Genomic DNA, 17,963 nt, shown 5'->3' on the forward strand with positions numbered 1-17,963 from the left:
CCGCGACTAGCGGATATTCTCGAAACACAATTCCACGTGCTCTCGCTGCATGGTCTGCGTAGCATAGGCCGCGCCCACGGCCAGCAGCATGGCCACGGGCAGGGCGATCACGTTCGGGTCAACCCACTGCATGAGCCACATGGCCGAGCCCTTGGGTGCCAGCGATGCCAGCGAATCCACGCCGAACAGGGCCTTGCTCAGGCCGATGACCTTGGCCTCCTTGAGGTGCACGAAGAGCAGCCAGAACATGGAGGTGGCGAAACCGCCCACCATGGAGATGACGGCCGCACCTTTGGTCATGCGCTTCCAATAGAGGCCCAGCAGGTAGGCGGGCAGGAACGAGGCTGCACACAGGCCGAAAAAGAAGGCCGTGGCCCGTGCGATGACGGAGGGCGGCAGCACCCATGCCCAGATCAGCGCCGCGAGAACGGTGGCGGCCACGCCGAAGCGGGAGGCGGCCACAGATGCCTCGCGTCCCTTGATGTTCTCCCATATGTCGCGTGAGAGCGAGGTCCCGCCCACATGGTACTGCGAGGAGAGCGTGCTCATGGCCGCGGCGAACATGCCCAGCAGGAAAAGTCCCGCGAACCACGGCGGCATGATCTTCTCAATGTACAGCGGTATGATTTTGTCCATGTTTCCGGCGGCCATGGCGATGGAGATCTTGCCGAACTTTTCCATGAACACGGCGTTGGACAGCGCGCCCACGGTGAAAGCCACGCCGGTCATGATGGGGATGAAGATACCGCCCACCAGCACGGCGCGGTTCAGTTCCCTGTCGCTGTGCACGGTCATGAACCGGACCGCGAGCTGCGGCTGGGCCAGCACGCCGATGCCCACTCCGTAGACGATGGTGGTGTAGATCACCAGCCACAACGGGGTGCCGAAGCGCGCACCCTGCGTCCAGCCTTCCATGCCGCCCAGCTGGAGCTTGGAGGGCATGAGGTGCGCCATGGAGGCCAGCGTGGAGTGGGCCTCGGTCACGCCGCCGAGCATGTAGTAGGTGCCGCCCAGCAGCATCAGCATCATCATTCCCATGATGAGCGCCTGAAACGCATCCGTGTACATGACCGCCTTCAGGCCGCCGGTGATGACGTAGGCCGCCAGCAGCAGGGTCATGAATACCAGCGCGGCTTCATAGGGCACGCCGAGGGAGATTTCCAGAATCCGGGAGATGCCGATGAGCACGGCTGCGGCGTAGATCGGAATGAAAAGAAAGATGATTCCACCCGCGAAGCGCTGGATGAAGCTGGAGCGGTAGCGCCTACCGAGCAGCTCGGGGAAGGTATGGCTGTTCAGGGACAGCCCCATGCGCCGCGTGCGTTTGCCGAAGCCGACCATGGCGATGAACACGCCCACGAAGATGGTCAGGAAGGTCAGCCAGAGCAGCGGAAAGCCGAACAGTCCTGCCGCGCCGCCAAAGCCGACGATGGCGGAGGTGGAGACGAAGGTCGCCCCGTAGGACAGGGCCATGACCCACGGGGACATGCGGCGGCCTGCAAGCATGTAGTCGGTGGGTCGCTGCGTGGTTTTCCACCCCTTGTAGCCGAGGTACATGACCACGGCCAGATAGAGCAGGATGGCGATGACTTTGGAGATCATGCTAATCCTCCTGCTTGCGGGGTTTGGCTTCATACCCCTTGTTGTTCCAGTTTCTGAGTCCGTAGCCCACGCACCAGACGGATGCGGCAAGGCACAGCCAGAGAGCGGCGGCGGGTTCAAAGGTGTCGAATCCCAGCATCGGAGTCTCCTCGTACTTTGAGGGCCTTGGCGGTGCCGGGGGCAAAAAGAAACGGGCCGCCGGCTTGTCGCCTGCGGCCCGTTGTTTGCGTCGTGTTCAGGTCTCTATGCCTGAGTCGCAACCTCCGGTCCGCAGGTGCCGGTAAAGAAAAAAAAGAAAAAGAAACCGAAAAATTCGGGTAGCTGGAAGGTGCTGAACCGGAGACTGCGGGACTCGTTGGTTGCCATTCCTGAGCGATACCCGAACTATACCGGATCGGTCAAGTAGGTTTTTGCCATGATCTGGGATGACCGGGCCATGAGCCTCGGCAGCAGGCCGCCCGAAGCGCGGACGTTGTCGAACGTATCCAGCAGCTCTCGCAGCTTGTCCGGGAAAGGTCCCAGATGACGGCGCATCACTTCGCGAACCGCGCGCTCCGCGGCTTCGTCCCGGTCCTGATCCGGCAGCTGTACGGACGGCAGCCCCTGCGGCATTTCGTTTTTGCGAGCCTGTTGGGCCGCCGCAATCCCTGCGCGCCTGCCGAACACGAGGCACGCGAGCACCATGGCCCCGCCAATACGCTGTGCGCCGTGCATTCCGGTGGCGCATTCCCCGGCAGCGAAAAGATTCGGAACCGTGGTGGCGCCGCGCTCGTCCACGACGGCACCGCCGTTTCCGGCATGGGCCATGGGCGCGGCCTCCACCATGCCTTCATGTGTGCGAACCCTGACGAAGCCGTCATCTTCCGCGCGCTCCAGCAGCCAGCGGTCAATGACGGCATCCTCATGGAACGGAAAAGTCGGGCAGTGCCCGTATCTGGTCGTGAGCAGTTCCGGGGCAAAGTCGGGCTGGTGTTCCTTGCCCTGGTGCAGAATCGTCCGTCCGTTCTTGGTCAGACCGGCTGGATTGATATAGGCACCGTGCCGATCATGCCAGAGGAACTGCATGTATCCCGCGTTGGCAATATCACAGCCCGCGCCATGGAGCAGGGCCAGCGATATTCCCCGGTTTGCCGGACCGCAGACGCGGTGTTCGTAAAGCGGGGCCGAACCGCCGAGGGCCATAACCACGCTCCGGGCTCGGATGGCAACGGGTTTTCCAGCGCCGTTCAGTCCCCACGCTCCGGTGCAGACGCCGTCCTCCACAGTGAGGCCGCGAATGTCGAGGTCCGCGTCGATCATGCCGCCGAGCAGTCGCACCCGGTTCTCCAGCTTGGCGTGCGCCTGCCGGAGCCCGTCGAACACGAAAGAGCGTGGGCATCCACTGCCGCATCCGGCGAACCGTTGCAGCGTGCCCTCCCTGCGTCGGAAATCGAGTGAGGCTGACCAGAGTTCGCGAAATCGTTCGCGTGCCTCCCCGGCCATGATCCGGACCAGTTCGGGACGAACGAAACCGGGATCGGCGAGTTCCAGAACTTCATGGACGAAAGCGTCGCGCTCCTCGTCCGTCAGCGGAACCTGAATGCCCAGCGCATCGTTTCGGTTGGCGAAGGACGACCCCGCAGGGCCGGGACGAAGACAGGCAGAGAGAACGGAAATGTCCGGTGCCGCCTCATGCGCGGCCTGTGCCGCACGAAGTCCCGCAAGCCCTGCGCCGAGCACGAGAACATCAGTCTCGGCGCGGATCATCCAAGAACCGACTTGGCAAGCGTCTCACCAAGCTGGGCACAGCGGCCCATGACGTCCTCGCGCTCGCGAACCTTCCCGGCCTTGAACACCTCAAGGACGGGCAGCTCGCCTACTATCTCGTAGTCGTGCGACTCCAACGGCATACGCATGGCGGGCATGGCGAGGCCGAGGTTCTCTTCCTCCACCTGCTCACCGATGCAGGAAATGACGGCCTTGCGCCCCTGACCTGCCAGACGGCTGGACCACTCGCGCGGGAAGCCGTCTGAGAAATTGTAATAACAGTACATCCGGTCGATGAACGCCTTCATCATGGCCGTGACGTTGTAAGTGTGCACCGGGGTGACCAGGATCAGGCCCTTGGCTTCCTCAATGAGCGGATAGATGAGCTGGAATCCGTCCTTGAGGCCGGTGCAGGCCTTGTCCTTGCGGCAGGCTTCGCAGCCGATGCAGGAGTCGAAGGTATAATCGCGAAGCCGGATCACTTCGGCCTCGGCCCCTGCCTTGCGGGCCTGTTCCGCCATGGCTTCGGCCATGCGGTCACTGTTACCGCCCCGTCTGGGCGTGGCACTCACTGCAAGAATGTCAGGCATGGGTCGCTCCGTGGTTTCTGGTTACATCCGATGCTGACAATACCCTGTCAGCGGCTTTCGCTCAAGCCGGGCGGTGATGGAACAAGAAAAGGCCGGATCGGAAAACTCCGACCCGGCCTTGTATCCGATATGAAAGGGAATGCCCGTCTAGGACATCTTTTTCTTGGCGAACTGAAGCATCTTGGCCGCTTCCTTGAAGTTCGGATTGATGTCCAGCGCACGCTGTGCGGCCTGACCCATCTTTTTCCATTTCTTCCAGTCGTAATAGAGCCTGCCCACGTTGAAGTGCAGGTACTCGTCGTCGGAAGTGATGGCCAGCGCCTTGAGGTAGTATTTCTCGGCGGTCTCGAAGTCGCCCATCTTCCGCAGCACCATGCCGATGCGGTTGTAGAGGAAGATGGCATTGGGATCGTCGCGGAGCGCTTCGTCCAGCAGCTTGAAGGCGTCCTGATACCGTTCGGCCTTCAGGTAGCGGTCGGCGATGTCGGCCTTGAGGTCGGAATCCGAGCCGAATTCCTTCACCAGCTGTTCGAAAATCGCCTGCGCTTTGTCGTACTCTTCCCTGTCGAGGTGGTCCTGACCTTTCTGGAGCTCGTTCTCCTTGCGCTGCTGCATGGCCGCGAGGTCTTCCTTTGCCTCGTCGGTTACCTGCTCCTGAAGCGCCTTGAGCAGCTCGTTCATGGATCCCAGCAGCGCCTTTTCATTGCCCGGCTCGTACGTGATGACCAGCGGGTAGACCTTGCGCAGGTTGGCGTCGGCGTTCAGGGCATAGGTGGCGTCGCGGATCATCTGCTCGAATTCCTGACGCTCACCCTTCATGAGGGATTCCTTGAGCATTCCGAGCACGGCGTCGCGCACGGCCTGGACCGCGGGCATGTACTTGCCCTTTTTCAGCGACGAGCTGACCGAGTGCAGTTTCTTTCTGCTGTTGATGAGCGAATTGGACATGAACGGCTCCAGCCTCTGTTTGACCCCTGCGGGCTATTTGCCCGTCTTTTCGCGCACCAATTCCCGGAAACGGCTGAAGAAGTAACGGCTGTCGTGCGGGCCCGGGGCCGCTTCCGGATGGTACTGGATGGCCAGAATCGGCTTTTCCTTGTGCGCGAATCCCTCAAGCGTGTCGTCATTGAGGTTTTTGTGGGTGGGTTCAAGGAAATCCAGTCCGGCTATATCTACGCAAAAACCGTGGTTTTGGGAAGATATTTCAATTTTTCGCGTAGTCAGGTCCATAACGGGATGGTTGCATCCGTGGTGGCCGAATTTGAGCTTGTAGCTTTTGGCACCCATGGCGAGACCGAGAATCTGATGTCCGAGGCAGATGCCTGCCACGGGATGGTCCTCGGTGAGGTCTCTGGCTGCTTCCACCGCGTTTTCCACGGCGGCGGGGTCGCCGGGGCCGTTGGAAAGGAAGATCGCGTCCGGCTTCAGGTTGCGCACTTCCGCGGCGCGGGCGCTGGAGGGCACCACGAGCAGGTCGAAGCCCTGATCCGCCAGCAGGCGCAGGATGTTGAACTTGATGCCGAAGTCGTAGACCGCAAGGCGCGGGCCGTTGCCCTGCCATTCGGCCTGATCGATGGACTCGAAAAATCTGGGACGTCCGTCCACCCAAGCGAAGGGGCGGTCGGAGGAAACGCCGTCGGCGAGGTTCAGGCCTTCCATGTCCGGCTGGCCCTGTGCACGCCTGACCGCTTCTTCCTCGGAGATGTCCTCGGTGGTGATGTAGCCGCGCATGGCGCCGTTCAGGCGCAGGTGACGCGTCAGGGCGCGGGTGTCGATGTCCTCGATGCCGGTTACGCCGTTCTCGCGCAGGTAGTCCGGCAGGGACTTGGTGGCCCGCCAGTTGCTCGGCGTCTTGCAGCATTCCTTGACGATGAGCCCGGCCGCCTTGACGGACAGGGACTCCACGTCCACGTCGTTTACCCCGTAGTTGCCTATGAGGGGATAGGTCATGCAGACGAGCTGTCCGTTGTAGGACGGGTCGGTGAGAATCTCCTGATACCCGGTCATGCCGGTGTTGAAGATCACTTCGCCGCCGGTTTCGCCTTCGCCGGTGAAGGAGGTCCCGTGAAAAATGGTGCCGTCTTCAAGGGCAAGGATAGCTTTCATCTATTCCCTCTCAAGGATTGCGGTTACTGTCTCAAGGTCTTCAGGCCGGTCCACGCCGTGGCAGGCGTGTGCGGTTTCGGTCACGTGGATGTCGATGCCGTTTTCGAGAAAACGCAACTGCTCCAGCTTTTCCCGCCGTTCCAGCGGGCTCGGCTCAAGCTCGCCGAAGCGCATCAGCGCCTGCATCCTGAAGGCGTAAAGGCCGATGTGCAGGTGGTAGTCCCCGCCGCTTCCGTCGCGGTCGAAGGGAACCTTTGCCCGCGAAAAATACAGTGCGCGTCCGTCCGCCGAGATCACCGCCTTGACGCGGTCCGGACTTTCGGCCTCGTCCGGCGCCATGCGGCTGGCCAGCGTGGTGACCATGGCGCGGCAGCGGCTGAAAGGACGCAGCAGATCGTCGATCATGCCCGGATCGAGACACGGCTCGTCACCCTGAATGTTCACGATCACGGATTCCGGATCGGCCTCGATTTTCCGGGCTGCCTCAAGCACGCGGTCCGTGCCGCTGGCGTGTTCGGAAGAGGTCATGACCACCGGCACCTCGTGCCGTCTCGCCGCCTCGAAAATGCGCTCGTCGTCCGTGGCCAGCGTGACGCTGGTCAGGCCGTCGCACAGCCGGGCCCGGTTCCAGACGTGCCAGAACATCGGTTTCCCGAGAATCTCCGCAAGGGGTTTTCCCGGAAACCGCGACGACTCATAGCGTGCGGGAATTATGGCGTGACATTCGGGAAAGGTGCTCATGGTTCCATCCGCGCGATGCCCGTTTACTCGTTAATGAGGAATTGGGCAAGCCGTTTGCGGACGGCGTCAGCGCCGCCCGTGCGTGATCGAATGTACTCCGCCGCGGCTTTTGCCGTGCCTTCACGGTCCACCGGAGCCGAAATCGCTTCCAGAAGCAACCGTAAAACGTCGTTTTCGTCCTCTGCAACATCAACAAGGCCGGATTCGACGATTTCTCCGCCCACCCAGTGAAAACTGCTCCAGTATGGACCGATCACCGGACGCAGGCCGCAGGTCAGCGGTTCCAGAAAGTTCTGCCCCTTCAGGCGCGGATCGAGGCTGCCGCCCACAAAAACCGCGTCAGCCCGCGAATAGGCAGGAATCAGCTCTCCGAAGGTGTCCCAGAGGATCACCGTTCCCGGCTTCACCGGCCCGGCAATCTCGGAACGGGCGATCCATTCGGCCCCGAGTTCGTCCAGCCGCTCCCGCCAGCGCTCAAGCCGCTCCATGTGACGCGGGAACAACCCGGTCACGGCTTCAGGAGCCCTGCGCCGAAGGCCATCCAGAAGCGTGTCGATGCGCTCTTCCTCCTGTTTGCGCACCGAACCGAGCACCACGAACGGCTCGTCCCGGGGCAAGACGTCAGAGAGCAGATCGCCGTCCGGACAGGATGCGCCTGCACCGACCATACGGTCGAACTTGATGTTCGGCATCACCGAGACCCGCTCATGGCCGAACAGGGTGCCGAAGCGCGAGGCGTCGCGGTCGGAGACCGCCATGACCGCATCCGGCGCAAGGTCGCGGAACAGGCCCGGCCATGTCAGGTACCCGGCGAGACTGCGCGGATTCATCCGCCCGTTGGCAAGCAGCACCGGCACGCCAAGGTTTCGGCATTGCGACAGGAAGCCCGGCCATATCTCGGTCTCCAGCAGCAGGGCCAACTTCGGCCGTACCGCGTGAAGCGCCTTCTCCATTATACCTGGCGCATCGAACGGAAACATCCGCACCTGCACGGAAAGGCCGGCACCGGAGCCGTGCACGTCATCCGCCAGCTTACCGAGAATGTCCCGGCCCTGACGAGTATTGGTGGTACACAGCACGCGAAGCGGTCTGTCTGTCCACGGGCTTTTCATGTCGCAGAGTATTTCCCGTGCCAGATAGGCCTCGCCGGCGCTGGCGGCCTGAATCCAGACGTCCGCACCGGCGGGGACCCCGGCCTGAAGGGTGCGTTCGTCCCACCCGTCGCGAAGGCGACCGTTGGAGCGCAGCACTGGAACCGCGGCCTTCCACAGCAGCGAATAGGCCCTCATGGCGGCCCGGACACTGCGCCGCATCAGCCGCGCTCCCGCATTCCGGTGCGGATCAGCTCGGCAATGAGACCCTCGAAGGTCAGACCGAGCTCGGCGGCCGCCTGCGGCAAGAGGCTCGTGGGCGTCATGCCCGGGAGCGTGTTGACCTCCAGCAGCCACGGCTGCCCGTCGCTCAGGATGAAATCCGCACGGCTGTAACCGGTCAGCCCGAGCGCTTCGTTGGCCACAAGCGTCATGCCCTGAACGGCCTCGGTAATTGCGTCGTCCACGGGTGCGGGGCAGATCTCCTCGGCCCCGTCCGCGTCGTATTTGTTCGCGTAGTCGAAGAATTCGGAGCCCGGCTTGGGCTTGATCATGATCAGCGGCAGTGCGCGCCCGCCCAACATGCCGCAGGTCAACTCCACGCCCGGCATGTACGGCTCGATGATCGCCTCGTCGCACAGGTCGAAAACCGCATTGACCGCAGGCAGAAGCTGCTCCGGTTCGCGCACCAGCCCCATGCCCACACTGGAGCCGCCGCAGTTGGGCTTGACGAACACGGGCAACTCAAGTTCGCACTTCCAGGATTCGTCTGGACGCGACGTTACCAACTGCCAGTCGGGCGTAGGGATTCCTGCGCGACGGAACAGCTGCTTGGAGGCGGCCTTGTTCAGCGCCATGAAGGATTCGGATGCCCCGGCGCCCTGATACGGGCAGCCAACGGCATCGAGCATCGCCTGTACCAGCCCGTCCTCGCCGGGAGAGCCGTGCATGTTGATGAAGGCGAACTCCGCCTCTTCGGCGGCCTCGGTGATGGTGTCGAATTCGAGCGCGGGATCGAGAAAACGAACCGAGTGCCCGAGATTTTCCATTGCGGTGTGTATCTTGCGGGCGCCCGAAAGCGAGACGTCACGCTCGCTGGACCAGCCCCCGGCTATCAAGAGTAAGTTCATTCAGATCAACCTTGAGTTTGGTGGAAAACATGTTCTCAACGGCAACGACCTGATCGTGCATGATATGCATGCGCTGACGGATCAGGGCGGATTTTCCGTAACGGTCGAGCAGGTCCTCGAAACGGTCGTCGATGTCCACCAGACGGTCGTGCGTGACCCGCTTGTCGCCGTAAAGCACGGCAAGTTGCAGGAAATAGCGGCCAAGGTCCAGATCGAAAGGCCAGAAAACGTGATGCGTGACCCCGGAAGCGATATACGGATTGCCCGTCATCTCCGCCGCCCAAGCACCGCCAAGCTGGCTGTGGTTGCCGCCGTGGACGATGCAGTACGTTTTGGCGATGTCGTGCAGAAGGGCCGAGGCGCGAACAGCCTCAACATCCGCCTCCATGCCCACCTCGCGGGCGCGGCGCGCCAGAAACGTCGCCACACCGGCCACCGCCATGCTGTGCTCGCGAATGTTCTCCAGCATGTCCGTACGGTCCCAGATCGCAAAGCACGCCGCATCATCGGGCACCGGCAGTTCTCCGCAGTCGGAACCGGGTGGAACCGGCAGCTCGCGCCCCGGAGGAAAACTGTACTTCTTCTTGACGCCTTTCATCTGCAGAAATCCGTCGCTGTTCGGGTTTGATTCAAGCTATCAGCCGCCGGGCGAAAAATAAAGACTCATTCCGCCACGCACCGACCTGAAGTCCCTTCACCCCATTTTCTGCAAGGAGAAAATGACTGAATTCACCAAATAATCCGAGGCTCCAAATCGCTCAATTCCGTTGGAGTGAGCGGGTTATAGCCATTTTCCTCTTGAAATTTTCCCAACCGGGGTTTACATGGGGAGTCGGCCATGGGACTTTTTCGTTGTCCCCGTGGTTTTGTTTCGAGGTAACAACCTTTAGGAGGAAAAAATGGCTGTTGTCGAATTTCAGGGTAAGACTTTCGAAGTGGACGAAGACGGCTTCCTGCAGCGCTTCGAAGACTGGACCCCCGAATGGGTGGACTACGTCAAGGACACCGAAGGCATCAAGGAACTGACCGAAGACCACCAGAAGGTCATCGACTTCCTGCAGGACTACTACAAGAAGAACGGCATCGCACCGATGGTCCGCATCCTCTCCAAGGTCACCGGCTTCAAGCTGAAGCAGATCTACGAGCTGTTCCCCTCCGGACCCGGCAAGGGAGCCTGCAAAATGGCAGGTCTGCCCAAGCCCACCGGCTGCGTCTAAACCGGACGACAGTACAAGCGGAATTCCAGCGGGAACCGAAAGGTTCCCGCTTTTTTTTGTTCGAAGCACAATGCCTGCGGCGGCTAATTCTCATTGTTCGTTGGGAAGCCTCGTGCTAGATAATTGAGGGTGTAGTGGAAGCTGTTTATCGTTCTGCGGATATTTGAAACAACCAGTGGGATTCGATTTGTGAAGGATAAAATATCCAACAATATGAATTTGGTACGCTCTGAGATGGGGGATGCTGAGTTTCGTCGGTTCAGTGAGATGATCCAGAAGGAACTGGGCATCAAGATGCCGCCGACCAAGAAGGTGCTCTTGCAGTCGCGTTTTCAGAAGCGACTTCGGGCGCTTGGTATGTCCTGTTACAAGGAGTACTGCGACTATCTGTTCAGTGATGCGGGGCGTGAGGCGGAACGTCAGCACATGGTGGACGTGGTCACCACCAACACGACACATTTTTTCAGGGAACCGAAACATTTTGATATTCTGACCAACAGTGTTTTGCCTGACCTGTGGCGGAAAATTGGAACGTCGCGCGAGATACAGGTGTGGAGCGCGGGGTGTTCGAGCGGGGAGGAGCCCTATACGCTGGGCATGGTCCTGAACGAGTTTGCGGAAAAGAATCAGGGATTCAGATTCTCCATTCTGGCGACGGACATCTCTTCGGACATTCTTCGGCGTGCGCAGCAGGCCGTGTATCCGATGGAGAAGGTGGACGAAATTCCCCAGTCCTTTCGCAAGAAATATCTGCTCAAGAGCAAGAATCCGCAGCGTCCGCTCATCAAGGTGGACAAGGTGGTGCGTGACAAGGTTCGTTTTCGTCAATTGAACTTCATGGACAATTTCCGCATGGACCAAAAAATGGACATCATTTTCTGTCGTAACGTGGTCATTTATTTTGATAGACCGACGCAGGAAGTGCTGTTCAACAAGTTCTGCGACCATCTGCGTCCCGAGGCATACCTGTTTATCGGGCATTCGGAGAGTCTTTCCGGAATGCGTCTGCCGTTGAAGCAGATGGCGCCTACCGTGTTTCGTCGTCTTCCCTAATGCATGGCCGCGTTCGCGGTGTTGTAATTCTTTTCTTGCATCCGGGCCGAAAATCGGCTTCCATGTGTGTCTTTCGCTACGGCGAGGACGGACTGGATAATGAAGATTTTGATGCTTGGAGATATAGTCGGCCGCCCGGGAAGGCGCGAGGTCGCAACTCGGGTTCAGGCGCTTCGGCGCGAGCTCGGGGTGGACCTTGTCATAGCCAATGGCGAGAACGCTTCGGGTGGCATTGGCATATCCGCCAAGAGTGCGAAAAGCCTGCTTAATGCCGGGGTCGATGTGCTCACATCCGGCAATCATGTCTGGAAGTTCAGGGATCTTCATTCCTTCATGGGGCGCGAATCGCGTTTCGTGCGTCCTTACAACTACCCAGAGGGCACCCCGGGGAAGGGGCTGACCGTGATCCGTCCGGAAGGTCTGGAGCCGGTGGCTGTGCTGAATCTTCAGGGCAGGACCTTCATGCATCCCATCGACTGTCCGTTCAAGGCGGCGGACAGGGCGTTGGCGGAATTGCCGGAAGACGTGCGCATCGTGGTGTGCGACTTTCATGCTGAGGCCACCGGAGAGAAACAGGCGCTGGCGTGGTATCTGGACGGACGCGTCTCCGTGCTGGTCGGCACGCATACGCATGTGCAGACCGCGGATGCGCGGGTGCTTCCCGGCGGCAGCGGCTACATGACGGACCTCGGGTTCTGCGGCGCGTGGAATTCGTGCCTCGGCATGGACCCTGAGCCGGTGGTCAGCCGTTTCGTGACGGGGATCCCTTCGCGGTTCGTGCCTGCGAAAGGACCGGTCATTTTACAAGGCGCGGTTTTTGACATAGACGATTCCACCGGGCGCACGTGCGAGGTCTCGCTCTGGAGAAAGGAAACATGGTAGCGTAGCTGTCTCGGCTCGCTGCCTCTTTCAATACACATGTATCGGTTCGTGGAGTACCGGCTCCGACGGACGCGGCTGGAGCGGCTGTCAAAGCGGTCGCTCCGAGATGGAAACGCCTGTGCGGGCGTTTTCGCAGACACAGATAAGACAAGAGGAACACATGAACATCTTCGACGAACTCAAGTGGCGCGGGCTGGTCAATCAGGTCTCTGACGAAGAGAAGGTACGCGGGTATCTCTCCGAGCCGGGAAAGGCCATGTATTGCGGCTTCGACCCCACTGCGGAGAGCCTTCACGTGGGCAACCTTGTTCCCCTGCTCTGTCTGGCACGCATGAAAAAGGCAGGTCACAATCCCATCGTCCTCATGGGCGGTGCCACCGGCTTCATCGGCGATCCCAGCGGCAAGGACAAGGAGCGCGACCTCCAGACCGCGGAAGATCTGGAGTATCGCATCAGCAAGATCACCAATCAGGTTCGCCGGTTTTTCGAGCGGGTCTGCGGTGAGCGGCCCGATATCGTGAACAACCACGAATGGACCAAGACCATGAGCGCCATCGACCTGCTGCGCGACGTGGGCAAGTATTTCACCATCAACTGGATGCTGCAGAAGGAATCGGTCAGGGGACGCATTGAGCGCGATGATGTAGGCATCTCCTACACCGAGTTCTCCTACATGATCCTGCAGGGTCACGACTTCTATCATCTTTACAAGAACAAGGACTGCCGGCTTCAGCTCGGCGGCGGCGACCAGTGGGGCAACATCACCGCCGGTTGCGAATACATCCGCCGCAAGACCGCGGCTGAGGGCGAAAGCGCCGAGGCGTTCGCCCTGACCTTCCCGCTCATCACCACCGCTTCCGGGAAGAAGTTCGGCAAGAGCGAAAAGGGCGCCATATACCTGAACCCGGAGATCACCTCGCCGTACGCGTTCTATCAGTTCTGGGTGAACGCGGACGACCGTGACGTTATCAAGTTCCTCAAGTTCTTCACCTTCCTTACTCAGGAAGAGATCGCGGAACTGGAGCGTGCGGTGGAGGAAGAGCCGCACCTGCGCGTGGCCCAGCGCCGTCTGGCCGAGGAGACCACCCGCATGATTCACGGCCAGCGCGAGCTGGAGCGTGTGCAGGCGGCCACCGCTGCGCTGTTCGGCAAGGGCGATATCAAGAGCGTGGACGCGGGGACCCTTCGCAGCGCTCTGGAGTCCGCTCCCCAGCGCATCTACGCGCCGGGCGACGTGCCGGACATCCCGCAGATTCTCGTGGATCTGGAGCTTGCCAAGTCCAAGGGCGAGGCCCGCAAGGCTCTGAAGGCCGGCGGCGTCTACATCAACGGCGAGCGTGCCGCCGAGGATCATGAAGTCACCGAGTCCGACTTCGTGGGCGGCGACCTGATGGTCGTTCGCAAGGGCAAGAAGAATTACGGCATGGTGCTGCGCAGCTAGCTCTGTCGTATCGCGACGCAAATTAAAAGCCCCTGGCCGGAATCTCCGGTCAGGGGCTTTTTCGTGGGACGTCGGAAATATCCCTAATACGCAAGCCTTCCGAGGGACTTGAGGATCAGCGTGAAGCCCATGGCGGCCATGCCCGCCAGTCCCATGCCGCAGGAGAAGCCCGCCAGCAGGACCGGGGCGTACTGGCGCCATTGTTTGCCGTATTTTTTAAGGAAATAGAACCTGCCGAGCATGGCGCCGATGACTTCCAGTATGACGCCGTGCGGAGTGGACTGCCCCAGACCGCGCACCAGTCCGTAGACAAGCAGCACGGGCAGTCCGAGTATGTTCAGGGTCCCGTACAATAGCACGCCTATGCCGAGCCCCGAGAACAGGATGGGTGCGCTCAGGGCCTCGAAGAACAGGGAGTTGCCTTCCAGAGTGGAGGTTTGCATCAGCAGCGTATTGAGCGCCTGAAGGTGCCACAGCTCCTGTGCAAAGGGGTACTGCGGCGACGGAATGGGCGCTAGCTGCCACAGAAACTGGGAGAAGAGCAGCGAGGCGATCATGACCACGGGGAAGACGATGATTTCAGCCTTGATCACGCCGCGCAGGCTGGTTCCCGTCAGCTCGATCTGTCGGAACTGGACCGTAGCCTCGCCGTAGTTGTGAATGGGGATGGGCGCGTACCATATCTCTATGCCGTTGTAGCCAAAGAACTTTGCCCCGGCGATGAAGCTGAATTCGCGCACCATCGGCAGGCTGACGAACTGGCCCGCGATACCTTCCATGCGGGCGGTGATGTAGGAAATGACCGGGGTGTAGACAAAGCCGTAGAGCACGAAGAAAATCCACGGAAAGCTGGGCACCAGCAGCAGGCACATGCCGATGTAGGCCAGCGTGGAGAATACGTAGATGCCGATGGACACCCAGAAATTGATGTCGCCGCGTTCCTTGTGGGGCTTGAACAGGATGGAAAAATCCATCTGTCCGTCCCCGGCCTGCCGCAGCGATTTGACGACATAGTAGATACCGATGGCTGCGATGGCCAGACCGAGACCGATGCCGAAACTCATGTAGAAGTCGAAGTTGTTGGCGAACACGGTTTCGACGGTTTCCATGCCGGGATGCCAGCGGTGCAGGATGCCGTGCTCATGCAGTACCGGGTTGGCGAGGATGGTGACGATCAGGCCGCCGAGGCCGCCGATGACCGCCCAGAAGGGCAGCACCATGCCCACGAAAACGAGGCCGAGGTCGAACTGTAGCCCTGTGGCCACGGCGGGCAGAAAGCCTTCCGTGTACTGGGTCAGCTCGATCCATGGTATGGGAATCAGCCGTATTGGCTGTTCGAAGACGAGACCGGAGACCGCCGGAAGCAGGACGTAGAAGAACCCGAAGACCAGCCCGATGACGCCGCCGATGGAGAAGACCCGCCACTTCCAGCCGGACTTGCGGTCCTCTGTGGATTCGGCCAGCGCCATGGTACCCAGCGCGCCCACGGGCGCCATGGGGAAGGGCAGTTTTTCAACGTCGGAAGTTATCCGGTACAGGCTGTAGCCCAGCCCGAAATGGTCGATGCGCTGCACCAGCTGTGCGCCCACAAGAAGCAGGATCGGCACCAGCCAGTCCCGGTGCAGGAAGGTCCTTTCGAGAAACGACTCCGAGCCGGGGCCGGGGGCCACCCAGTGCGGGATGAACTCGGTCAGCCCGAGCATCCTCGCGGCGTCGGACTGCACAAGGTACTGGTTCCATAACAGCCCTTGAAATGGCGAGGCCAGCGCGGCGCCCGCCATGTAGTAGAGCAGGAAGACTTCCTGCTGTTTCAGGTGCGTGTAGGAACGTTTGGCGATTTCGGCGAAGAGGATGATGGTCACCCAGCGAGCAGCCGGGCCGATGCCCTGCCCGATGACCAGCTGCAGATACATGGACCCCGGCATCATGAGGAATCCGATGAAGACGGCGCCGATGATCGTCTTCCAGTCGAATCCCTCTTCGAACCGCTCCGGCGGTTTCATGAGGTCGCGATATTCGTGCAGTTCCTTGTCGTCGTACATCTGCGGGTCCGGTGTCCGGGCTGTGGGTGATAGAACTTATTCCTAACAGAAGTACAAGGAAATACGCGTCATGGCAATGCATGTGTTGCCATGACGCGTCATCTTCACTTGGATTGTTCAGGGGGCTGCCGCCGCTGCGGTGAATCTTGTGGATCCCGGCAAAGCGCCAACGGGATTCGGGGACGGCTGCCTAACCGTCGATGAAGCCGGTCATGATCTTCACGGCGCGTTCAAGGGACTCGTACTGTGCTTCCTCGGAAGAATTTTCGAGTGCCTCGGTGTGGCACTTGATCAGGTAGCGCTTGAGAATCTGGCCGGTGGCGGATTGCAGCGCGGAGCGTACCGCACGGACCTGCACCAGAATGTCCTGACACTCCTTGCCTTCCTCTATCATGCGCTGGATGCCGCGAACCTGCCCCTCGATGCGTTTCATGCGCGAGAGCACGTTTTTTTTCAGCGCTTCCTGTTCCTCATCTCGTCTTGTGCGTGCGGATTCTTCCATGTACCTGCTCCTCGCGTCGAGCCTTGGGGCCGTTGTCTGACGACGGGAAATGCCGTATCGTCGTTGACCGGAGGGTCTTCATGAACAATTCCTGGACCACGGAAAACGAACGGGTGTTTCTTCTTCATTGCCTCGAACTCTGCTCGGCCGCCTTTCGGGGGCCGGACCGCGAAACCTGCGAAGGAATCGCCGGGCAGGCCGTGCCGGTTCTCGTGCAGAACTGTCCGGCGGCGGCAGGCACCATACTGAAACCCCTCACGGGTATGCAAGCCCTGTTTGCCGAAGGTGCCGAGTCTCTTTGCGACGAGATTGCCTCGGTCCATGTCAGCCTGTTTGTCAATGATGCCGGGGGAACCCCGGTGCCGCCATACGAGTCCTGCCATGTCGGCGAGTCCCGCAAGGTCATGGGCCCGCAGGCCATGGCCATGCGCGAGCGACTCGCCGAGGCCGGTGTGGAGCCGGAGGGCGGCGAACCGCCGGACCACCTGCCCCTTGAAATCGAATACCTCTACCTGCTCCTCGTGCGTTGCTGGGGTGAGGGCGACGAGGCTTCGTGTCCCAAGGCCGCGGCGTTTGCATCCGATGTCATGCTCCCATGGTGCCATAAGTTTCGCGAGGCCATTGCCGAAACCGGGCACGAGGGATTCTTTCTGCTCAGCGCGGACCTGCTTCTGGCCGCGCTGGAAGAGGTTGCCTCGCTTCAATAGCCCGAGGTGACGCTGGAGCGCATGTCCCGGTAGAAGCGGTTTGCGCCGCCGAGGCCGTCCTTGATCAGCATCACCACCCAGCGTCCCTGCTCACCGCGACGCAGCAGGAAGGTTACGGGGAGGGATTGATACCCCGTGCGCTGCAGCACGCTGCCGTCCGGGTCAGTGAAGACCGGGAACGGAATGCCCACTCGCCTGCTGAAGGCGCGGGCGTCGTGCAGACAATCATGCGAAGCGATGCCCACGAATCGCAGCCGTTGCCGCATGGTTGGCTCCGCCTGTACACGGTTCCAGTACTGTTCCACCGCCTTCATTCCTTCCAGACAGGCCGGGCATTCCGAGTTGAAGAACTGCACCAGCAGGTAGTCCGCGCGCACCGCCTCCAGAAAGGCCCGGTCGAGATTCTCCAGCCCAAGATATTCCTGCGCCTCCGCCTCTATGGGCCAGATGGGGCAACCGGGAAAGACGTCGCCCGCCTTGATTGGATCGATCCCTTCCGATTGCAGGGCGGGATGCGCCGCCACCCAGCCGAACCATCCCAGCGGGTAGCGCAGGACGTTGCCGTATCCCATGTTGGCCACTTCGCGGGCGGCGATGGCGCTGCGGATGCACTGGAGGCTGCGGCAGTAGATGACAATGGGGCGGGAGGTGTCGGGGCCGGCGAGGCGTCGGATTCGGTCAAGCTTAGCAGGGGCGGCGTGACGGTCGTCCCCGAGGTCGAATTCCACGTTGACCGCGCCTTCGATGTGTCCTTCCCGAAATTCGTAGTCCGGGCGGACATCCAGCAGGAGGGGCTTGCGTCCGTTTTCGAGAATGCGGGCCAGTTCTGCGGTGTGTAGCGGTCCAGGGTTTTCTGGACACAATTTTGTCCTTAATCACGCCGCGCACTCAGTGAGCACGATCTGCCTTTCGCGGACCTGGCTCGGCGTCTTGTAGCCGTGCCTGCCGATGATCCATTGCCGGTTGTAGGTTTCCTTGAATTTCAGCAGGGCCTTCCTCAACTCTTCGACCGTGTTGAATCGCCTGACCCAAAGCAGATTTTCCTTGAGGATGCGAACGAATCGTTCCGCGATGCCATTGCCTTGGGGCTCACGGACGAATGACGGGGAGCTT

The 17,963-nt window shown here is 60.7% G+C and carries 19 protein-coding genes; 5 read left to right on the forward strand and 14 right to left on the reverse strand.

Annotated features, from left to right (window positions below; translation table 11 throughout):
- Positions 1–6: 6 nt before the first annotated feature.
- The 10 genes from B149_RS0106350 to B149_RS0106395 all read right to left on the reverse strand — a co-directional run bounded on the left by B149_RS0106350 (position 7) and on the right by B149_RS0106395 (position 9,604).
- Positions 7–1,602, reverse strand: coding sequence for a sodium:solute symporter family protein (locus B149_RS0106350; protein ID WP_018124343.1), 1,596 nt, complete (start codon positions 1,600–1,602; stop codon positions 7–9).
- Between the two features lies 1 nt (position 1,603).
- A complete protein-coding gene (locus tag B149_RS18685; RefSeq protein ID WP_018124344.1) occupies positions 1,604–1,741 on the reverse strand; it encodes a symporter small accessory protein in 138 nt (45 codons plus the stop codon).
- A 245-nt stretch (positions 1,742–1,986) separates the two neighbouring features.
- A complete protein-coding gene (locus B149_RS16625) occupies positions 1,987–3,348 on the reverse strand; it encodes an FAD-binding protein (protein ID WP_018124346.1) in 1,362 nt (453 codons plus the stop codon).
- The gene (locus B149_RS0106365; RefSeq protein ID WP_018124347.1) at positions 3,345–3,938 is read right to left on the reverse strand and encodes a flavodoxin family protein; all 594 of its coding nucleotides are present in this window, start codon (positions 3,936–3,938) and stop codon (positions 3,345–3,347) included. The genes B149_RS16625 and B149_RS0106365 overlap by 4 nt, the downstream gene beginning before the upstream one ends.
- Before the next feature lie 147 nt (positions 3,939–4,085).
- Positions 4,086–4,886 (reverse strand): tetratricopeptide repeat protein, encoded by an 801-nt coding sequence (locus B149_RS0106370; protein WP_018124348.1) that lies wholly within the window; start codon positions 4,884–4,886, stop codon positions 4,086–4,088.
- Between the two features lie 33 nt (positions 4,887–4,919).
- Complete coding sequence (gene carA / locus B149_RS0106375; protein WP_018124349.1) at positions 4,920–6,044, reverse strand: glutamine-hydrolyzing carbamoyl-phosphate synthase small subunit; 1,125 nt, start codon at positions 6,042–6,044, stop codon at positions 4,920–4,922.
- Positions 6,045–6,785 carry a 3-deoxy-manno-octulosonate cytidylyltransferase gene (gene kdsB, locus B149_RS0106380; protein WP_018124350.1) on the reverse strand — a complete coding sequence of 247 codons (741 nt, stop codon included), beginning with the start codon at positions 6,783–6,785 and terminating at the stop codon, positions 6,045–6,047.
- Positions 6,786–6,808: 23 nt separating this feature from the next.
- Complete coding sequence (locus B149_RS0106385; protein ID WP_018124351.1) at positions 6,809–8,098, reverse strand: 3-deoxy-D-manno-octulosonic acid transferase; 1,290 nt, start codon at positions 8,096–8,098, stop codon at positions 6,809–6,811.
- Complete coding sequence (locus B149_RS0106390) at positions 8,098–9,006, reverse strand: D-alanine--D-alanine ligase family protein (protein ID WP_026167483.1); 909 nt, start codon at positions 9,004–9,006, stop codon at positions 8,098–8,100. The genes B149_RS0106385 and B149_RS0106390 overlap by 1 nt, the downstream gene beginning before the upstream one ends.
- The gene (locus B149_RS0106395) at positions 8,963–9,604 is read right to left on the reverse strand and encodes an HDIG domain-containing metalloprotein (RefSeq protein ID WP_018124353.1); all 642 of its coding nucleotides are present in this window, start codon (positions 9,602–9,604) and stop codon (positions 8,963–8,965) included. Before B149_RS0106395 ends, B149_RS0106390 begins: the two co-directional genes overlap by 44 nt.
- Positions 9,605–9,905: 301 nt before the next feature.
- Between B149_RS0106395 and B149_RS0106400 the strand changes: the two genes are divergently transcribed.
- The 4 genes from B149_RS0106400 (at position 9,906) to tyrS (ending at position 13,599) form a co-directional block, all read left to right on the forward strand.
- Positions 9,906–10,223, forward strand: coding sequence for a TusE/DsrC/DsvC family sulfur relay protein (locus B149_RS0106400; RefSeq protein WP_018123293.1), 318 nt, complete (start codon positions 9,906–9,908; stop codon positions 10,221–10,223).
- 213 nt (positions 10,224–10,436) lie between these two features.
- Positions 10,437–11,276, forward strand: a complete 840-nt coding sequence (locus tag B149_RS0106405) for a CheR family methyltransferase (RefSeq protein ID WP_051069520.1) — start codon at positions 10,437–10,439, stop codon at positions 11,274–11,276.
- Between the two features lie 99 nt (positions 11,277–11,375).
- Positions 11,376–12,158 (forward strand): TIGR00282 family metallophosphoesterase, encoded by a 783-nt coding sequence (locus B149_RS0106410; RefSeq protein WP_018124355.1) that lies wholly within the window; start codon positions 11,376–11,378, stop codon positions 12,156–12,158.
- A 160-nt stretch (positions 12,159–12,318) separates the two neighbouring features.
- Positions 12,319–13,599, forward strand: a complete 1,281-nt coding sequence (gene tyrS / locus B149_RS0106415) for a tyrosine--tRNA ligase (protein ID WP_018124356.1) — start codon at positions 12,319–12,321, stop codon at positions 13,597–13,599.
- An 83-nt stretch (positions 13,600–13,682) separates the two neighbouring features.
- Here tyrS and B149_RS0106420 read toward each other — a convergent pair whose 3' ends face one another.
- Together B149_RS0106420 and B149_RS0106425 are read right to left on the reverse strand one after the other, a co-directional pair.
- Positions 13,683–15,641, reverse strand: coding sequence for an OPT family oligopeptide transporter (locus B149_RS0106420; RefSeq protein ID WP_018124357.1), 1,959 nt, complete (start codon positions 15,639–15,641; stop codon positions 13,683–13,685).
- A 190-nt stretch (positions 15,642–15,831) separates the two neighbouring features.
- Complete coding sequence (locus B149_RS0106425) at positions 15,832–16,143, reverse strand: metal-sensitive transcriptional regulator (protein ID WP_018124358.1); 312 nt, start codon at positions 16,141–16,143, stop codon at positions 15,832–15,834.
- 80 nt (positions 16,144–16,223) lie between these two features.
- Here B149_RS0106425 and B149_RS16630 point away from each other — a divergent pair, with 80 nt between their 5' ends.
- Complete coding sequence (locus B149_RS16630) at positions 16,224–16,850, forward strand: TorD/DmsD family molecular chaperone (protein ID WP_018124359.1); 627 nt, start codon at positions 16,224–16,226, stop codon at positions 16,848–16,850.
- Here B149_RS16630 and B149_RS17870 read toward each other — a convergent pair.
- Both B149_RS17870 and B149_RS0106440 read right to left on the reverse strand, forming a co-directional pair.
- A complete protein-coding gene (locus tag B149_RS17870) occupies positions 16,844–17,713 on the reverse strand; it encodes a rhodanese-like domain-containing protein (protein WP_018124360.1) in 870 nt (289 codons plus the stop codon). The genes B149_RS16630 and B149_RS17870 overlap by 7 nt on opposite strands.
- A 12-nt stretch (positions 17,714–17,725) precedes the next feature.
- Positions 17,726–17,963: integrase core domain-containing protein (locus tag B149_RS0106440; protein WP_018124361.1), on the reverse strand; the 238-nt coding region annotated here is incomplete at its 5' end.

This window comes from Desulfovibrio oxyclinae DSM 11498 (genome assembly GCF_000375485.1).
In the GTDB taxonomy this organism is placed as follows: domain Bacteria; phylum Desulfobacterota; class Desulfovibrionia; order Desulfovibrionales; family Desulfovibrionaceae; genus Pseudodesulfovibrio; species Pseudodesulfovibrio oxyclinae.

What these genes read in the sequence shown, in the direction of transcription:
- B149_RS0106350 (WP_018124343.1), bottom strand. Translation starts at nt 1,602, where the DNA reads ATGATCTCCAAAGTCATCGCCATCCTGCTCTATCTGGCCGTGGTCATG.
- B149_RS18685 (WP_018124344.1), bottom strand. Translation starts at nt 1,741, where the DNA reads ATGCTGGGATTCGACACCTTTGAACCCGCCGCCGCTCTCTGGCTGTGC.
- B149_RS16625 (WP_018124346.1), bottom strand. Translation starts at nt 3,348, where the DNA reads ATGATCCGCGCCGAGACTGATGTTCTCGTGCTCGGCGCAGGGCTTGCG.
- B149_RS0106365 (WP_018124347.1), bottom strand. Translation starts at nt 3,938, where the DNA reads ATGCCTGACATTCTTGCAGTGAGTGCCACGCCCAGACGGGGCGGTAAC.
- B149_RS0106370 (WP_018124348.1), bottom strand. Translation starts at nt 4,886, where the DNA reads ATGTCCAATTCGCTCATCAACAGCAGAAAGAAACTGCACTCGGTCAGC.
- carA (WP_018124349.1), bottom strand. Translation starts at nt 6,044, where the DNA reads ATGAAAGCTATCCTTGCCCTTGAAGACGGCACCATTTTTCACGGGACC.
- kdsB (WP_018124350.1), bottom strand. Translation starts at nt 6,785, where the DNA reads ATGAGCACCTTTCCCGAATGTCACGCCATAATTCCCGCACGCTATGAG.
- B149_RS0106385 (WP_018124351.1), bottom strand. Translation starts at nt 8,098, where the DNA reads ATGCGGCGCAGTGTCCGGGCCGCCATGAGGGCCTATTCGCTGCTGTGG.
- B149_RS0106390 (WP_026167483.1), bottom strand. Translation starts at nt 9,006, where the DNA reads ATGAACTTACTCTTGATAGCCGGGGGCTGGTCCAGCGAGCGTGACGTC.
- B149_RS0106395 (WP_018124353.1), bottom strand. Translation starts at nt 9,604, where the DNA reads ATGAAAGGCGTCAAGAAGAAGTACAGTTTTCCTCCGGGGCGCGAGCTG.
- B149_RS0106400 (WP_018123293.1), top strand. Translation starts at nt 9,906, where the DNA reads ATGGCTGTTGTCGAATTTCAGGGTAAGACTTTCGAAGTGGACGAAGAC.
- B149_RS0106405 (WP_051069520.1), top strand. Translation starts at nt 10,437, where the DNA reads ATGAATTTGGTACGCTCTGAGATGGGGGATGCTGAGTTTCGTCGGTTC.
- B149_RS0106410 (WP_018124355.1), top strand. Translation starts at nt 11,376, where the DNA reads ATGAAGATTTTGATGCTTGGAGATATAGTCGGCCGCCCGGGAAGGCGC.
- tyrS (WP_018124356.1), top strand. Translation starts at nt 12,319, where the DNA reads ATGAACATCTTCGACGAACTCAAGTGGCGCGGGCTGGTCAATCAGGTC.
- B149_RS0106420 (WP_018124357.1), bottom strand. Translation starts at nt 15,641, where the DNA reads ATGTACGACGACAAGGAACTGCACGAATATCGCGACCTCATGAAACCG.
- B149_RS0106425 (WP_018124358.1), bottom strand. Translation starts at nt 16,143, where the DNA reads ATGGAAGAATCCGCACGCACAAGACGAGATGAGGAACAGGAAGCGCTG.
- B149_RS16630 (WP_018124359.1), top strand. Translation starts at nt 16,224, where the DNA reads ATGAACAATTCCTGGACCACGGAAAACGAACGGGTGTTTCTTCTTCAT.